Raw genomic sequence first — 14,179 nt, 5'->3', positions numbered from 1 at the left:
GGTCAACCTCCGGTGATGTCGCGACGGCGCAGGACGAGGAAGGCGGTGGCCAGGGTGGCCACGCTCCAGACGGCGCTGGTGAGCAGGCCGTCGAGGAGCGGTCCGGTGAACCGGGGCTCCGCGAGCAGGCCGTGCCAGGCCTCGAAGGGCGTGGTGAGCAGGAAGGGCCGGATCGCCTCGATCCCGCCGAGGGAGCCGACGAGCTGCATGACCATGCCCAGCACCACCGGCGCGGCGATGCCGACGGCGGCGTTGCGCGACCACACCGAGAACAGCAGCGCCAGGCAGGTGAACGCGACGAGCGGCGGCGCCATCGTCGCCCAGCTCGCGGCGACCAGCGCCAGCGCCGCACCGGGCGCGACCACCTGGCCCGACAGGCCGATGAGGGGCTGGTGGCCGACGATGAGCAGGCTGGAGGCGATCGTCGCGCCCGCGAGCAGGACGAGCGCCAGCAGGCCGAAGACGACGGCGACCAGCACCTTCGCCCAGAACAGCCGGGACCGGCTGACCGACCTGGTCAGCACGGTCTTCCAGGTGCCGTGCTGGTCCTCGCTGGCGAAGATGTCGCCCGCGACGATCGCGGTGACGAGCGGGAGCAGCCACTGGCTGGCGAAGCCCAGCACCAGCAGGGCCATCGCGAAGCCGTTCTCGGTCGAGAAGCGGCCGAACAGGCTGTCCTTGGGCGGACGCGACTGGGCGCCGACGACCACCACGACGGCGATGGGGGCCACCAGGGTGCCGACGAGCAGCGCCTTCGTCCGCAGCTGCGCGCGCAGCTTGCGGGTCTCCCAGCGCACGGCCGCGCCGAGCCCGGCCGGGACGCTCGCACCTCCGGTGTCGACGGTGCGACCGGTCGGTCGCACCACGGTCGTCGTGGTCATCGGACCACCTCCATCTGGTCCCGGACGGGGTCGACCTCGTCCGGATCGCCATCGGTGAGCATGAAGAAGAGCGCCTCGAGCGGGGTCCGCGTCGGGGTGAAGGCCAGCAGCGGCACGTCCGCGCGGACCAGGTCGGCGACGTACGCCGACAGCTCGTGCGCGGAGCCGGTCGCGACCAGCCCACCGCCGGGCCCGGCCTCCACCATCACCTCCGGGTGGCGGGACCGGCCGATCGCCACGGCCTCGGCGTCGTCGCCGGTGCGGAGCAGGTGCCCCGGGTCCGGAGCCATCGCGCGGAGGTCGGCGATGGTGCCGTGGAACGCCACCGAGCCCTGCCGCATGATCGTGACGTTGTCGCAGATCTCCTCCACCTCGTCCATGTGGTGCGAGGAGAGGAGCACGGTGAGCCCGCTGGCCGCGAGCCGCTTCACCAGGGCGCGCATGTCCCTGATGCCGGCCGGGTCGAGCCCGTTGGCCGGCTCGTCGAGCACGAGCAGCCGGGGGCTGCGCAGCAGGCTGGCCGCGACCCCGAGCCGCTGCCGCATGCCGTACGAGTAGCCGCCCACCTTGTCGTGCTGGCGCTCGACGAGGTCGACGACGTCCAGCACCTCGTCGACGCGGTCGGGCAGGCTCGCCCTCTCGGCCGGGCCGTCGAGCAGGCCGAGGCCCTCGAGGTTCTGCCGGCCCGTCAGGTAGGGGTAGAACCGGGGACTCTCGATGAAGCCGGCGACGCCGTCGAGGGTGTGCACGCCCGCCTCGGCCCACGTCCGGCCGAAGACGTGGATGGTGCCGCTGTCGGGCCGGATGAGGCCGAAGAGCATCCGCAGCAGGGTGGTCTTGCCGGCCCCGTTGGGGCCCAGGATGCCGTAGACCTCGCCCGGCGAGACGCGCATCGACACGTCGTCGACGGCGACGAGCGAGCCGTAGGTCTTGGTGATCCCGGAGACGTCGACGGCGGCCCCGTCGTCCCGGTCCATCGGTGTGGTGGTGGTCATGCCGGCCACCGTAGGAATCCGAGGATGAAGGAATGATGAAGCTGAAGCGCTAGCCCAGGGGGACGAGGACGGTCGCGGTCATCCGGTCGTCGTGACGGCACGGCACGTCCGCCGGGGTCCCTGACGTGACGTGGTGCCCGCCGTGGCACAGCCTCAGCTCACCCCCGGCGGTCGCGACGAGGTGCTCGACGAGCGCGAGACCGAGCCCGGAGCCGGGACGCGACCTCGCCTCGGGCGCCCGGCTGAAGCGCCGGGTGGCCTGGGCCAGGAGGTCGGGCGCCATGCCCGGGCCCGCGTCGGACACGGCCAGGACGGCGTACCCGCCGTCGCGGCGTACGACGACCTGCACCGGCGGCGCGCCGTGGACCAGCGCGTTGGCCAGCAGGTTGGTCACGACCCGGGCGTGCGCGTGCCCGTCGGAGGCCACCGGGACCGGGCCGGCCGGGAGCTCGAGCACCACGTCGGCTGCCCGCTCGGGGTGCGCGGCCTGCCACCGGGCCACCTCGCGCCGGGCCACGTCCGCGAGGTCGGCCCGGTCGGCGGGCAGGGTGCGGGTCGCGGACCCCCGGTCGAGTGCGAGCAGCTGCTCGGCGAGACCGGCGAGCCGGTCCACGTCGACGGCGAGCTCGTCGAGCACCGCCTCGTGCTCGGCCACCGACCGCTCGCGGCGCCGGGCCACCTGGATCCGGGACCGCAGCACGGTGAGCGGGGTGCGCAGCTCGTGGCTGGCGTCGCCGACGAACTGCCGCTCGCGATCAAGCGACTCGTCCAGCGCGCCGAGCATCTCGTTGAGGGTGTGCCCGAGGCGGGTCACCTCGTCGTCGCGGTCGGACGGCACGTCGAGGCGCAGGTGGGAGGACCCGGCGGCGATCTCGGCCGCGCGGCGGCGGTAGCGCTCCACCGGTCGGAGCGCGAGCCGCGCGAGCAGGTCGCCGACGAACGAGGCGATGACCAGGGCACCGACCCCGGCGAGGGCCATCTGGAGCAGCAGCTCGCGCAGGGCCTCGTCGCGGTGGTCGCGGCGCACGCCGACCAGCAGGTACGCCGCGCCGTCCCGGGCGTCGTCGCGGTGGTCGCGGCGCACGCCGACCAGCAGGTACGCCGCGCCGTCCCGGGCGTCGTCGAGCCTGGTGACCGCGACCCGGAACGGGGCGTCGGCCACCGGGAGCAGCGTGCCGACGTCGAGGGTGCGCGTGGCGTCGGTCGGCAGCTCGGACGCCCGGACGAGGGGTCGGGCCGGAGCCGGGCCCCCGGAGTCCAGGACGGTGCCGTCGGCGCCGAGCACCTGCCACGCGGTCCCGGTCGCGTCGGCGGCGCGGGGCGAGGCGACGGTGCCGTCGGCGCCGACCAGGGGGGCGATGACCGACCGGGCCGAGGTGAGCTCGGTGTCGAGGCCGCGGTCGAGGGCGTACTGGACGCGCCAGTAGACGACGCCACCGGCTGCGGTGAGCAGCACGAGCATCGCGGCGGCGAAGCCGGCCACCAGGCGCGTGCGCAGCGGAAGGGACCGGAGCCGGTCGGCCACGTTCACGACGGCTCGAGGCGGTAGCCCGCACCCCGCACGGTGACGATGCTGCTCGTGCCGAACGGCTTGTCGACCTTGGCCCGGATGGCGCCGAGGTGGACGTCGATGACGTTGCTGCGCAGGTCGGTGTCGCCGCCCCAGACCTCGTCGAGGATCGCGAAGCGCGACACCACCGTGCCGACCCGCGACGCGAGCAGCCAGAGGATGTCGAACTCCCGAGCGGACAGCTCGATGTCGGTCCCGCCCCGGCTCACCCGGCGCGCCCCACCGTCGACGACGAGGTCACCGACCGTGACGACCTCGGGTGCGTCGTACGACGACCGCCGGTGCAGCGCGCGCAGCCGGGCAAGGAGCTCGTCGAGGTCGAACGGCTTGGGCAGGTAGTCGTCGGCGCCGGCGTCGAGGCCGTGGACCCGGTCGCGCACCTCGCCGCGCGCGGTGAGCACCAGGACCGGCGTCGTGACGCCCATCTCGCGCAGGCGGCGACACGCGGTGAGCCCGTCCATGCCCGGCAGCATCCAGTCGAGCAGCAGCACGTCGGGCGGGTTGTCGGCGAGCGCCCGGGCGTAGGCGGCGCGGCCGTCGTCGACGGCCTCGACCTCCCACCCCGCCTCCGTCAGGCCCTGGGCCAGGACGCCGGCCAGCCGGGCGTCGTCCTCGGCCAGCAGCACGCGCATCGTCCGCCTCCTCTGGGCTGGCCTGCGTGGCGTGGCGCGAGGCCGGGCGTGGCGGCAGGAGTGGTGGCGGGCCCGTCCCCGGGGGGTAGGACGAGCCCGCACGACACATCATGGGCAGCGTTACCTGCAAGGAACCTGACTGCCGTCGTGTGCGTGCCTCAGCGGCGCGGCAGACGGATCCGGAAGGACGCGCCACCGTGGGCCGGGGGGTCGAGGTCGACCTCGCCGCCGAACGAGCGCGCGAGCCGGCGGGCGATCCCCAGCCCGAGGCCGGCGCCCCGGCTCCTGCCCGACACACCGGGCTCGAAGAGGTGCTCGCGCACGGACGCGTCGACGCCCTCACCGTCGTCTCTGACGACCAGCTCCACCCGGTCCGGGTGGTCGGTCGCCTCGATGACGACGCGGCGGCGCGCGTGGCGAACGGCGTTGTCGACGATGGGAGCGGCAGCTCGTACGACGAGGTCGGCCGGGGCTGCGATGCGGGCGGACGACTCGGCCGTACGGTCGACCACCTCCACCCGGTCGGCGACGATCGCCACCAGCCCGGGAACGACGTCCGCGACCCGGCAGGCGCGACCGGTCGCCGTGCTGTCGCGGGCCGCGTCGAGCAGGGTGGTGATCACCCCCGCCATGTCGCGCGCGGACGCCGAGATCTGCCTCAGGTCCTCGCGCACCGCCTCGTCCTCCACGCCGCGCAGCAGCGCAAGGTCCGCCGACCCCTGGATGGCGGTCAGCGGCGTGCGCAGCTCGTGCGCGAGCTCGGAGGTCAGGCGCTGCTCCGAGCGGATCGCCGACGCGACGCGGTCGAGGAGGTGGTCGAGGGTCTCGCCGAGCGCGGCGAGCTCGTTGGTCGGCGGGCCCAGGTCGAAGCGGTGGGTCAGGTCGTGCTCGCTCCAGTCCGCTGCCCGGTCGGCCATCCGGGTCACCGGCTTGAGCGCCTGCGTGGTGACCTTGAGCGCGATCACGGCCGTCGCGCCGATGACGAGCAGGGCGAGCACGATCGTGGCGAGCATGGCGTAGCGCTCGGACCGCTCGTAGGGGCCCGTCTCCTGGCTCACGACCAGCACCCCCGAGTCCCCGCTCGGGGTGGTGAAGGGCGTGGCGAGCAGCTGCTCCTCGTCGCCAGGGCCCTGGACCCCGCGAGGCCGGTCGCTCGCGCCGAGCGAGTCGGCCAGCTCCCGCACGTTGCTCTCCACGGACCCGGCCACCCGCTCGCCGGTGTCGTCGTAGACGACCATGCCGGGCTCGAGCAGGTCAGCCGGCACCGTCAGCCGCTCGGACGACGCCCGCTGGACGATCGTGACCATCGCCTGCGAGCGGTCGCGGAGCACCTGCTCGATGTCGCGCTGGGCGGTGTACTCCAGCACGAGCTGGATGCCGAGCACCACCACGACCATGGCGAGCGTCGTCAGCCCGACGGTCGCGGCGACGATGGTGCCGCGGAACGACCGGGGCGCGAAGAGATGCACCCCCTCAGTCCATCACTTCAACGTGTATCCCACGCCGCGGACCGTGGTGAGCTCCAGCGGCGAGTCGACCTCACGGAGCTTGACGCGGATCCGTCGGACGTAGGAGTCGACCGTGTTGTCGCTGACCGCACCGCCCTGCGGCCACGCCGCGGCGACGACCGCGCGACGACGTACGACCTCGCCGGGACGCGACGTGATCGCGGCCAGCATCCGGAACTCGGTCGGCGTGAGGAGGACCTCCGTGCCGTTGCAGGCCAGGGAGTGGCGGGCCGGGTCCAGGACCAGGTCCGTCGGTGCCTCGGCCACGACGAGGCGGCCGCGCTTGGCCAGCGCCTCGACCCGGGCGATCAGCTCGAGGACGTCGAACGGCTTGGGGAGGTAGTCGTCGGCGCCGGCGCTGAAGCCGGCCAGCCGCTCGTGCACCGCACCGAGCGCCGTGAGGAAGAGGACGGGAGCCGACTGGCCCGCCGAGCGGAGCGCCTGGCACACGTCGCGCCCGTCGGCGTCGGGCAGGCCGATGTCGAGGATCACCACGTCGAGGGAGTCGTCGTCGACGAAGAGGCGGAGCGCCTCGCCGCCGTCGTGGGCAGCCACCACGTCGTGCCCCGCGAGGCGCATCGCATCGGTCACCACCCGCCGGATGGCGACATCGTCCTCGCAGAGACCTACTCGGGCCATCGATCGTTCCTCGTTCCAGGGGGTAGCACCGACCGCACGGTGCCGCCCCGCGCCTGCACACAACCTGACTGACGTCGCTGGAGAGTCTGCCCCGCGATCAGGTGGCGTGCAGGTAGGTCCTCCTAGCGTCCGGGGAATGTTCGATCTGATCAACGGCCTGCCGGTGCACCCCCTCGTGGTGCACGCCGTCGTCGTCCTGCTCCCGCTCGCCACGCTCGGCGTCGTCGCGATCGCCGTGCGTCCCGCCTGGCGCCGCCCCTACGGCCTGCTGGTCGTGGCGTGCACCGCGCTCGCGACCGTGATGATCCCCGTCGCGACCTCGAGCGGCGAGGCCCTGGAGGAGCGCGTCGGCAACCCGGGCGAGCACGCCGAGCTCGGTGACCAGCTGATCTGGTTCGCCCTCCCGATGCTGCTGCTCGCCGTAGCACTGTGGTGGCTGGACCGCCGCAGCACCGCCGCGGGATCGGCCACCGGATCGGCCGGCACCGGCCGTACGACGAGCGCGGGCATGGTCCGCACGGTCGCAGCACTGGCGGTCGTCGCCGCCCTCGCCACGTCGGTGCAGGTCTACCGCGTCGGCGACTCGGGAGCCCGCTCCGCCTGGGGTGACCAGGTCTCCTCGTCGGGTGACTGAGGGGGTGACCTAGCCTGCGGTCGTGGAGAAGCGACTGCTGGCCGACACCCGGCCGCTCGCCAACCCGCACTTCCGCCGGCTCTGGCTGGCCAACATCATCACCGTCGTGGGCGCCCAGCTCACCGTCGTGGCGGTGCCCGCCCAGATCTACGTGATGACCGGCTCGTCGGCCTACGTCGGGCTGACCGGCATCTTCGGCCTGGTGCCGCTGGTCGTCTTCGGCCTCTGGGGAGGCGCACTGGCGGACGTCTTCGACCGGCGCACCCTGCTGATGGTCACCACGACCGGCCTCATCCTGACCTCGGCGGGCTTCTGGCTCCAGGCGGCGCTCGGGGCCGAGGACGTGTGGCTGCTGCTGTCGTTGTTCGCGGTGCAGCAGGCCTTCTTCGCAGTGAACCAGCCGACCCGCTCGGCGCTGCTGCCGCGGCTCCTGCCGCTCGAGCAGCTGCCCGCGGCCAACTCGCTCAACATGACCGTGATGCAGGCCGGCGGCATCGCGGGCCCCCTGGTCGGCGGGGCCCTCATCCCGTTGATCGGCTTCTCGTGGCTCTACCTGCTGGACACCATCGCGCTCTTCGCGACGCTCGGTGCCGTCGTACGCCTCCCGGCCCTGCCGATCGTCGGCGCGACGGTGACGCCCGGCATCAGGGCGGTCGTCGACGGCTTCCGCTACCTGCGCACCCAGCCGGTGCTGATGATGTCCTTTGTCGTCGACATCATCGCGATGGTCTTCGGCATGCCGCGCGCGCTCTTCCCCGAGATGGCGGACGTCGACTTCGGCGGCCCGAGCGGGGGTGGCCTGGCCTTCGCTCTGCTCTTCGCCGCGATCCCGGCCGGCGCGGTGGTGGGCGGCGTGCTCTCGGGGTGGGTCTCGCACGTCGAGCGCCAGGGCCTCGCCGTGATCGTGTCGATCCTCGTGTGGGGCTTCGCGATGGTCGGCTTCGGCGTCGCGGCGATGCTCGCGTCGTTCGCGCCCGGGCCGATGCTCGGACTCGCGGTCCTGATGCTGGCGATCGGCGGCGCCGCAGACATGGCCTCGGCTGCCTTCCGCACGTCGATGCTGCAGTCCGCGGCCGCCGACGAGGTGCGCGGGCGGTTGCAGGGGATCTTCATCGTCGTGGTCGCCGGCGGCCCGCGCGTCGCCGACGTGGCCCACGGCGCGACCGCGGCGGCCACCGGAGCCGCGGTCGCCGCGGCGGGCGGCGGTGCGCTGGTCGTGGTCTTCACCGTCCTCGCCGCCCTCGCGGTCCCGGCGTTCGTCCGCTACCGGGTGACGCGGGCTGTCGTCTGACTCCTCGCCGCCGCGGTTCCGACACGCCTGGTGTCAGGACCGACGGCAGGTCTGTGCGTGTGGTGTCACGGGTCGTGCCGGAACGCCGAGCAGGCTGCCACGGTGGGCGAACGGTGGTGTGTCACATCCGCGACGGAGTCGAGGGCAGCACCGTGCCTGAAAGCGTCAGCAATGTCGCCCCGTCGCGGTTACGGTTCGCGAGACATCCAACCGGGGGTAAGGAATCTCGTGAAGCTCGTCATGTCGGCCGTCGTGGCCTCGATCGTCCTGTCCGCTCTTCCGTCCGCTTCCGCCGTGGTTCCCGACGCCCGCCCGAGCGTTGCCTCGATCTCGAAGGCCGTGGTCAAGGCCTCGTCAAAGGAGGTCACCGAGGGTGACCGGATCACGTTGCGGGTGCGCGTGCCCCAGTCCGGCAACGCCAAACGAGTTACCTTGCAGGAGCGGGTCGAGGGCTTCTCTACGTACGCATGGACCGACGTCGCGAGCAAGCGAGCACTGGCACGCGTGAAGTTCCGAACCACCGTCACCGCGCGCAATGAGGCGGTGTACCGCGTCGCGATCACCTACCGCAATCGACTCAAGCCGGTGGACTCGAGGCCGGTCAAGGTCACGGTATGGCGTTGGATCCAGCTGCGCGAGTTCACGCCGTACTTCCAGACCTTCCTAGCCGGCTACGGCGAGGCCGACATCAACGGCGACCGCTACGCGGTCTGGGGCGGCTACGCCGGGACATCTGTACGCGCGTGGGAAGCTCGTGTCACCCCGGGCCGAAACTGCACGAGGTTTCGCGCCGTCCTGGGGTTGGCGGACACCTCGGACGACGAGTCATCGGGTGTCGTCGCGTTCGCCACGGACGAGGCCACCACGATCTACCAGTCGCCCGCGCTGACGCCAGGGATGGCGCTGCCCGTTGAGCTCAACCTCTCGCGGCCGTATCGCTTCGGCATGACAGCGGCCAACACCTCCGCCGAGACGATCAGGTCGTACCCGAGGGTCGGCGACGGTGCCTTCTACTGCACCGGCATCGAGAACTGATTGCTGACAGGCTGGAGCGTGACTCCTGCACCGGCATCCGTCCTGGTGATCACCGGCGCGGCCGCCACCGGGAAGTCGACGATCGGTGAACACCTGCGGGGCCGCCCGGGTCTGCTCGTGATCGACGGTAACGTCCTGGGTCGGGGCGCGAAGGCCACGGCGGCAGGCCGCCGGGACTACGTCGGGTTCTGGCGCTACGTCCTCGCGATCTGCCGGGAGGTGCGAAGCAACGGGCTCACGCCGGTGGTGCCCTGCATCTGCCTGCCGGACCAGGTCCTCGCCGCCGTGACTGACGAGGTCGTCCACTTCCTCGCACTGGTGAGCGAGCCCGAGACGATCCGCCAGCGCATCGCAGGTCGGCAGGAGGCGTCCGAGGTGCCCTCACCGGAAACCCATGTCGACTTCGACACCAGGCTCCATGCTGTGGATGCCGTGCCCCGGCCCCACACGTGGCAGGTGCACGACGTCTCCCGCTGTGATGTGGCACAGACCCTGACCGTCGGCTCGGCCTGGTCGGACCGGCGCGCCTGACGCGCCTGTTCCGACACGGTCCGTGTCACCACTCCGAGCCAGCTGCTGCACGTGGTGAGACGGACCGTGTCATGACAGGCAGCCATCCGCGGCGGGTCGTGACCCGGGGTGCGCCACCACGCTGCGGTCAGGCCACGCGGCCCTCGGGCACCTGGGTGAGCTTCGGGTCGCGGACCACGACCGAGCCGATGGCCTCGTCGATGCGCTTCATCACGTCGTCGTCGAGCTTCACGCCGGCCGCCTTGACGTTGTCGGCGACCTGCTCGGGACGCGAGGCGCCGACGAGGGCAGCGGCGACGTTGTCGTTCTGCAGCACCCAGGCGACCGCGAGCTGGGCCATCGTGAGGCCGAGGTCGTCGGCGATGGGCCGCAGGTCCTGGACCGCGGTGAGGACGTCGTCCTTCATCCAGCGCGAGATCATGTCGGCGCCGCCCTTGGCGTCGGTGGCCCGCGAACCCTCCGGGGGCGCCTGGCCCGGCTGGTACTTGCCGGTCAGCACGCCCTGGGCGATGGGGCTCCACACGATCTGCGAGACGCCGAGCTCCTTGGACGCCGGCACGACCTCGTCCTCGATGACGCGCCACAGCATCGAGTACTGCGGCTGGCTCGAGATCAGCTGGAAGCCGAGCTCCTTCGACAGCGCCACGCCCGCGCGGATCTGGTCAGCCGTCCACTCGCTGACGCCGATGTAGAGCGCCTTGCCCTGTCGCACGATGTCGGCGAACGCCTGCATCGTCTCCTCGAGCGGGGTCTCCACGTCGTAGCGGTGCGCCTGGTAGAGGTCGACGTAGTCGGTCTGCAGCCGCCGCAGCGAGCCGTCGATCGACTCCATGATGTGCTTGCGGGACAGGCCGGTGTCGTTCTTGCCCTTGGGGCCGGTGGGCCAGTAGACCTTCGTGAAGATCTCCAGCGACTCGCGCCGCTCGCCCTTCAGGGCCTCGCCGAGGACGGTCTCCGCCGCGGTGTTGGCGTAGACGTCGGCGGTGTCGAACGTCGAGATTCCCTCGTCGAGCGCCGCGCGCACGCACTGCGACGCGACGTCGTTCTCGACCTGGGAGCCGTGGGTGAGCCAGTTGCCGTAGGTGATCTCGGAGATCTTCAGTCCGCTGTTGCCGAGGTATCGGAATTCCATTCCCCCGACACTAGCGAGACGCCCTGAGCGAGGTCAGTCCAGCACGACCAGGACGTCGCCGTCCTGGACGACGTCGCCGACGGTCACCTTGATCGCGGTGACGGTGCCGCTGCGCTCGGCCAGCATCGGGATCTCCATCTTCATGGACTCCAGCAGCACGACGGTGTCGCCGGCCTCGACGTGGTCGCCCACGGCGACCTCGATGAGCAGGACGTTGGCGACGAGCTCGGAGACGATCTCCAACGACGTGGGGCGGGCCATGCGCTCGACGCTAGCGGTTACCCGGGCGTAGCCGTCGATCGACGGCCCCGCACTCCTCGCGGACGACCCAGGGCCGGCTCAGAGCTCGGAGAAGCGGCGGGGCTCGGGGCGGTGCGGGCCGGCTTCCTCGGCCCGGCGGCCGCGGCGGCCCTTGGGCCCGGTGAGCGCGAGGTCGGCGCGGATGACCAGGTAGCCCAGCAGCAGGCCGAGGACCAGGGAGTACGCCGCGCGGAGCACCGCCTCGAGGTAGGAGCTGTCCGGCGCGACCAGGCCCGAGGCGATCGGCACCGTCGCCGCCACACCGAACGCGCAGACCCACCAGCCCTGCCGGCGCCGGGCACGCACGTGCGTGCCCCACACGAGCGCGGGGATGCCGAGGAGCACGACGAGTGGGCGGGGGAAGGCCCCGATCCGCTCGGAGGTCGCGTCGGCGAAGTCGAGGATGGACGAGACGAAGGTCTGGGCGCCGTAGCGGCGCAGCAGCTCGGCGTACGCCAGGGTCGCGAAGAGGACCGCGAGGCCGATCGCGACGACGATCAGCCCGCGACGGCCGAGGCCGTGGAGGCCGGCGCCGAGCCGGTAGACGGTCGTGAAGACCATCGCCAGCGCCAGCAGCAGGGCGGCGAGGTCGAAGCGCTCGGCTGCCACGGTCGGCTCGAAGCCCACGGCCGCGAGGGCCGTGACCGCGGCGACGAAGGTGGCGATGAGCGTCTCGCGCACGGCCTTCCACCACGTGACGGCCGGCACCGTGACCATCACGGCGTAGACGCTGCCGACGACGCACGTCATCACCGCCGCGCCCGTGGGCAGCACCCGGCCGCCGACGACGAGGCTGGTGACGCCGAGGACGACGGCGAGGCCCGCCGAGACCATCGCCCGGCCGGCGGTGCGCGTGGCCAGCAGCCACGACAGCGCGGTGACCACGGCGACCGACCCGGCGCCGTCCAGCCAGCCCGGCGCGGGACCGAGGCGCTCGAGGGTGGCGTTGTCGTGGAGGACCCCGTTGATCGCCGACCAGAGCAGCGCGGCGACCCCGATCGTCAGCACGGCGAGCCACAGCGCGAGCAGCGACCGCCGCGGACCGTCGAAGGTCGGCTGCGGACGGGAGGCCTCGGCGGGCTCCGGCGCGGGCGTCACCCCGGCCTCCGGAACCCGGACCGCCTCGGGCTTGACGTCCTCCGCCTTGCGGGTGCGCCTCAGCCGCGACGGCGGCCGCTCGGCAGCCCGCTTGCCGCGGGACGACCCGCGCGGGCTCTCGGAGGTGGGGGAAGACACGTCGGACGAGGTTACAGCCGGCGGTTGGCCAGGGACGGGTTGGTACGCCTGGCAGCCAGCAGGTCGTCACGGACCAGGGCGACCTCGAGGGTCTCCTCGGCGCCGTCGGCCGCGGCGAGGGTCTCCCCGAGCGGCCCGAAGACCGCGGAGTGCCCGCTGTAGCGCGGCTCCGGCTGACCGGCGCCGACCACGAAGCAGGTGTTCTCGATGGCGCGCGCGGCCAGCAGGGTGCGCCAGTGCTCGACCTTGCGCTCGCCCGGCAGCCACGCCGCCGGTACGACGATCACCTCGGCGCCCGCGTCCACCAGGCGCCGGGCCAGCTCGGGGAAGCGCAGGTCGTAGCAGGTCATCAGCCCGACCTGCCACCCGGCGACGTCGACGACGACCGGCTCCGCCGCACCGCCGGTCAGGCGGTCGGACTCGCGGTAGCCGAAGGAGTCGTAGAGGTGGATCTTGCGGTAGGCCGCCTGGCTCGCGCCGCCGACGACGAGGGTGTTGTAGGGCCGGTCTGGGTCGTCGGCCACCTCGAACATGCCGGCGACCACGGTGCACCCGGCCCGGTCCGCGAGCAGCGAGACGGCCCGCCCGAAGGGGCCGTCGAGCGGCTCGGCGTACGGGCTCACGTCCGACCCCGCCTCACCGAAGTCGCGTGCGAAGGCCTCGGGGAAGACCACCAGGTCGGCGCCGGGCGCCACGCCTTCCGCGAGACGCACACGGTTGTCCTCGGGGTCGAGCCCGCTCGCCCACTGGTGCACGCGCACCCGCAGCTCCTCGCTCATGGCCCCAGCCTAGGGCCGGGATCCGGCTGCGAGGATGTGCGCATGGACCTCGACCTCACCGCCGGCGGCTTCTGCGGCGTGGTCCTCGCGGGCGGGACGGCGGCCCGGATGGACGGCGTCGACAAGGCGAGCGTCGAGCTGGCGGGGCGGACCCTCCTGGAGTACGCCGTCGACGCGTTCGTCGACGCCGACGAGCTCGTCGTGGTCGCTCCCACGAGCGTCCCGACGAGCCGGCCCGTGACGTTCGTCTGCGAGGACCCGCCACGCGGCGGGCCCGTCGCCGGCCTGCTGACCGGCGTCGACTCGCTGCTGCGGCGGCCCCGGCTGGTCGGCGTGCTCGCCGTCGACATGCCCCGGGTGACCGCGTCGACGATGCGCCGGCTGCGTGACGCGGCGGTCGGCTGGGACGGCGCCTTCCTGGTCGACGGCGACGGGCGCCGGCAGCTCGCGGGCGTCCTGGACGCCGAGCGACTGGCCGCGGTCCGACCCGGGCTCGAGGCCCAGCACAACATGGCGCTGCACCGGCTGCTCGGCCAGCTGCGCCTCGCCGACGTGCGGGCCGACGGTGACGAGGCGATCGACATCGACGCCTGGACGGACCTGCGCGACCTCGGCGGATGAGCCGCGCCGGTCGGCCCGACTCGGGCCGGTTCCCTTGCCGCGCGCACGTCGGGTGCGAGACATTGGGCTCGTGAACCTTCACGACTGGATCGACGAGCTCAGCGATGTCCTCGACGTCGAGACCGAGGTCGACGAAGGCCTGGTCCTCGATCTCGCCCGCTGTGCGGCGCACAACGTCCAGAGGACGGCAGCGCCCATCACGGCCTACCTCCTCGGTGTGGCCGCCGGCGCCAACGACGCCGACCCCGAGACCATCGAGAAGTTCGCAGCGCGCGCCCAGCAGCTCGCCGAGAGCTGGGACCGGCCGGCCGACGCGCCCGACCCCGACGACGTGGACGACGAGGTGCCCGACGACTCGTCGGTCGACCACTCGTCCGATCTCTACGAGGACTGAT

At 72.7% G+C, this 14,179-nt stretch carries 16 protein-coding genes; 6 read left to right on the top strand and 10 right to left on the bottom strand.

What is annotated here, in order from left to right; translation table 11 throughout:
• Positions 1–2: 2 nt before the first annotated feature.
• The 6 genes from ACS3YM_RS18085 to ACS3YM_RS18060 form a co-directional block, all read right to left on the bottom strand.
• Positions 3–881 carry an ABC transporter permease gene (locus ACS3YM_RS18085; RefSeq protein WP_439937828.1) on the bottom strand — a complete coding sequence of 293 codons (879 nt, stop codon included), beginning with the start codon at positions 879–881 and terminating at the stop codon, positions 3–5.
• Complete coding sequence (locus tag ACS3YM_RS18080) at positions 878–1,876, bottom strand: ABC transporter ATP-binding protein (RefSeq protein ID WP_439937827.1); 999 nt, start codon at positions 1,874–1,876, stop codon at positions 878–880. The genes ACS3YM_RS18085 and ACS3YM_RS18080 overlap by 4 nt, the downstream gene beginning before the upstream one ends.
• A 49-nt stretch (positions 1,877–1,925) precedes the next feature.
• Positions 1,926–3,401, bottom strand: coding sequence for a sensor histidine kinase (locus ACS3YM_RS18075; protein WP_439937826.1), 1,476 nt, complete (start codon positions 3,399–3,401; stop codon positions 1,926–1,928).
• A gap of 2 nt (positions 3,402–3,403) precedes the next feature.
• Positions 3,404–4,078 carry a response regulator transcription factor gene (locus tag ACS3YM_RS18070; protein WP_439937825.1) on the bottom strand — a complete coding sequence of 225 codons (675 nt, stop codon included), beginning with the start codon at positions 4,076–4,078 and terminating at the stop codon, positions 3,404–3,406.
• 158 nt (positions 4,079–4,236) lie between these two features.
• A complete protein-coding gene (locus tag ACS3YM_RS18065) occupies positions 4,237–5,547 on the bottom strand; it encodes a sensor histidine kinase (protein WP_439937824.1) in 1,311 nt (436 codons plus the stop codon).
• Between the two features lie 12 nt (positions 5,548–5,559).
• The gene (locus ACS3YM_RS18060) at positions 5,560–6,225 is read right to left on the bottom strand and encodes a response regulator transcription factor (protein WP_439937823.1); all 666 of its coding nucleotides are present in this window, start codon (positions 6,223–6,225) and stop codon (positions 5,560–5,562) included.
• A 136-nt stretch (positions 6,226–6,361) separates the two neighbouring features.
• On the opposite strand from ACS3YM_RS18060, the gene ACS3YM_RS18055 reads away from it, so the two are divergent.
• From ACS3YM_RS18055 to ACS3YM_RS18040, 4 genes are all read left to right on the top strand, one after another.
• Positions 6,362–6,859 (top strand): DUF2231 domain-containing protein, encoded by a 498-nt coding sequence (locus ACS3YM_RS18055; RefSeq protein WP_439937822.1) that lies wholly within the window; start codon positions 6,362–6,364, stop codon positions 6,857–6,859.
• 22 nt (positions 6,860–6,881) lie between these two features.
• Positions 6,882–8,150: an MFS transporter gene (locus ACS3YM_RS18050; RefSeq protein WP_439937821.1), complete on the top strand. Its 1,269-nt coding sequence runs from the start codon at positions 6,882–6,884 to the stop codon at positions 8,148–8,150.
• A gap of 228 nt (positions 8,151–8,378) precedes the next feature.
• Positions 8,379–9,185 (top strand): hypothetical protein, encoded by an 807-nt coding sequence (locus ACS3YM_RS18045; RefSeq protein ID WP_439937820.1) that lies wholly within the window; start codon positions 8,379–8,381, stop codon positions 9,183–9,185.
• Positions 9,186–9,230: 45 nt separating this feature from the next.
• A complete protein-coding gene (locus tag ACS3YM_RS18040; protein ID WP_439937819.1) occupies positions 9,231–9,716 on the top strand; it encodes a hypothetical protein in 486 nt (161 codons plus the stop codon).
• 127 nt (positions 9,717–9,843) lie between these two features.
• Here the strand turns inward: ACS3YM_RS18040 and ACS3YM_RS18035 are convergent, their stop codons facing one another.
• From ACS3YM_RS18035 to ACS3YM_RS18020, 4 genes are all read right to left on the bottom strand, one after another.
• The gene (locus ACS3YM_RS18035; RefSeq protein ID WP_439937818.1) at positions 9,844–10,848 is read right to left on the bottom strand and encodes an aldo/keto reductase family protein; all 1,005 of its coding nucleotides are present in this window, start codon (positions 10,846–10,848) and stop codon (positions 9,844–9,846) included.
• A gap of 33 nt (positions 10,849–10,881) precedes the next feature.
• Entirely contained in the window at positions 10,882–11,109 is a 228-nt protein-coding gene (locus ACS3YM_RS18030; protein ID WP_439937817.1) for a biotin/lipoyl-binding carrier protein, read from the bottom strand.
• 78 nt (positions 11,110–11,187) lie between these two features.
• Positions 11,188–12,384 (bottom strand): hypothetical protein, encoded by a 1,197-nt coding sequence (locus tag ACS3YM_RS18025; RefSeq protein ID WP_439937816.1) that lies wholly within the window; start codon positions 12,382–12,384, stop codon positions 11,188–11,190.
• Positions 12,385–12,395: 11 nt separating this feature from the next.
• Positions 12,396–13,163: a carbon-nitrogen hydrolase family protein gene (locus ACS3YM_RS18020; protein ID WP_439937815.1), complete on the bottom strand. Its 768-nt coding sequence runs from the start codon at positions 13,161–13,163 to the stop codon at positions 12,396–12,398.
• A 42-nt stretch (positions 13,164–13,205) separates the two neighbouring features.
• On the opposite strand from ACS3YM_RS18020, the gene mobA reads away from it, so the two are divergent.
• Positions 13,206–13,784 carry a molybdenum cofactor guanylyltransferase gene (mobA, locus tag ACS3YM_RS18015; protein ID WP_439937814.1) on the top strand — a complete coding sequence of 193 codons (579 nt, stop codon included), beginning with the start codon at positions 13,206–13,208 and terminating at the stop codon, positions 13,782–13,784.
• Between the two features lie 70 nt (positions 13,785–13,854).
• On the top strand, positions 13,855–14,178 hold the full coding sequence (locus ACS3YM_RS18010; protein ID WP_439937813.1) for a DUF6457 domain-containing protein: 324 nt from the start codon (positions 13,855–13,857) through the stop codon (positions 14,176–14,178).
• Position 14,179: the final 1 nt, after the last annotated feature.

This window comes from Nocardioides sp. N13(2025) (genome assembly GCF_051912545.1).
Classification (GTDB): Bacteria; Actinomycetota; Actinomycetes; order Propionibacteriales; family Nocardioidaceae; genus Nocardioides.
This window is presented reverse-complemented; position numbering and strand designations above follow the sequence as displayed.

Coding starts and splice junctions, on each gene's coding strand:
- ACS3YM_RS18055 (WP_439937822.1), top strand. CDS start 6,362: ATGTTCGATCTGATCAACGGCCTGCCGGTGCACCCCCTCGTGGTGCAC.
- ACS3YM_RS18030 (WP_439937817.1), bottom strand. CDS start 11,109: ATGGCCCGCCCCACGTCGTTGGAGATCGTCTCCGAGCTCGTCGCCAAC.
- mobA (WP_439937814.1), top strand. CDS start 13,206: ATGGACCTCGACCTCACCGCCGGCGGCTTCTGCGGCGTGGTCCTCGCG.
- ACS3YM_RS18020 (WP_439937815.1), bottom strand. CDS start 13,163: ATGAGCGAGGAGCTGCGGGTGCGCGTGCACCAGTGGGCGAGCGGGCTC.
- ACS3YM_RS18085 (WP_439937828.1), bottom strand. CDS start 881: ATGACCACGACGACCGTGGTGCGACCGACCGGTCGCACCGTCGACACC.
- ACS3YM_RS18060 (WP_439937823.1), bottom strand. CDS start 6,225: ATGGCCCGAGTAGGTCTCTGCGAGGACGATGTCGCCATCCGGCGGGTG.
- ACS3YM_RS18035 (WP_439937818.1), bottom strand. CDS start 10,848: ATGGAATTCCGATACCTCGGCAACAGCGGACTGAAGATCTCCGAGATC.
- ACS3YM_RS18070 (WP_439937825.1), bottom strand. CDS start 4,078: ATGCGCGTGCTGCTGGCCGAGGACGACGCCCGGCTGGCCGGCGTCCTG.
- ACS3YM_RS18080 (WP_439937827.1), bottom strand. CDS start 1,876: ATGACCACCACCACACCGATGGACCGGGACGACGGGGCCGCCGTCGAC.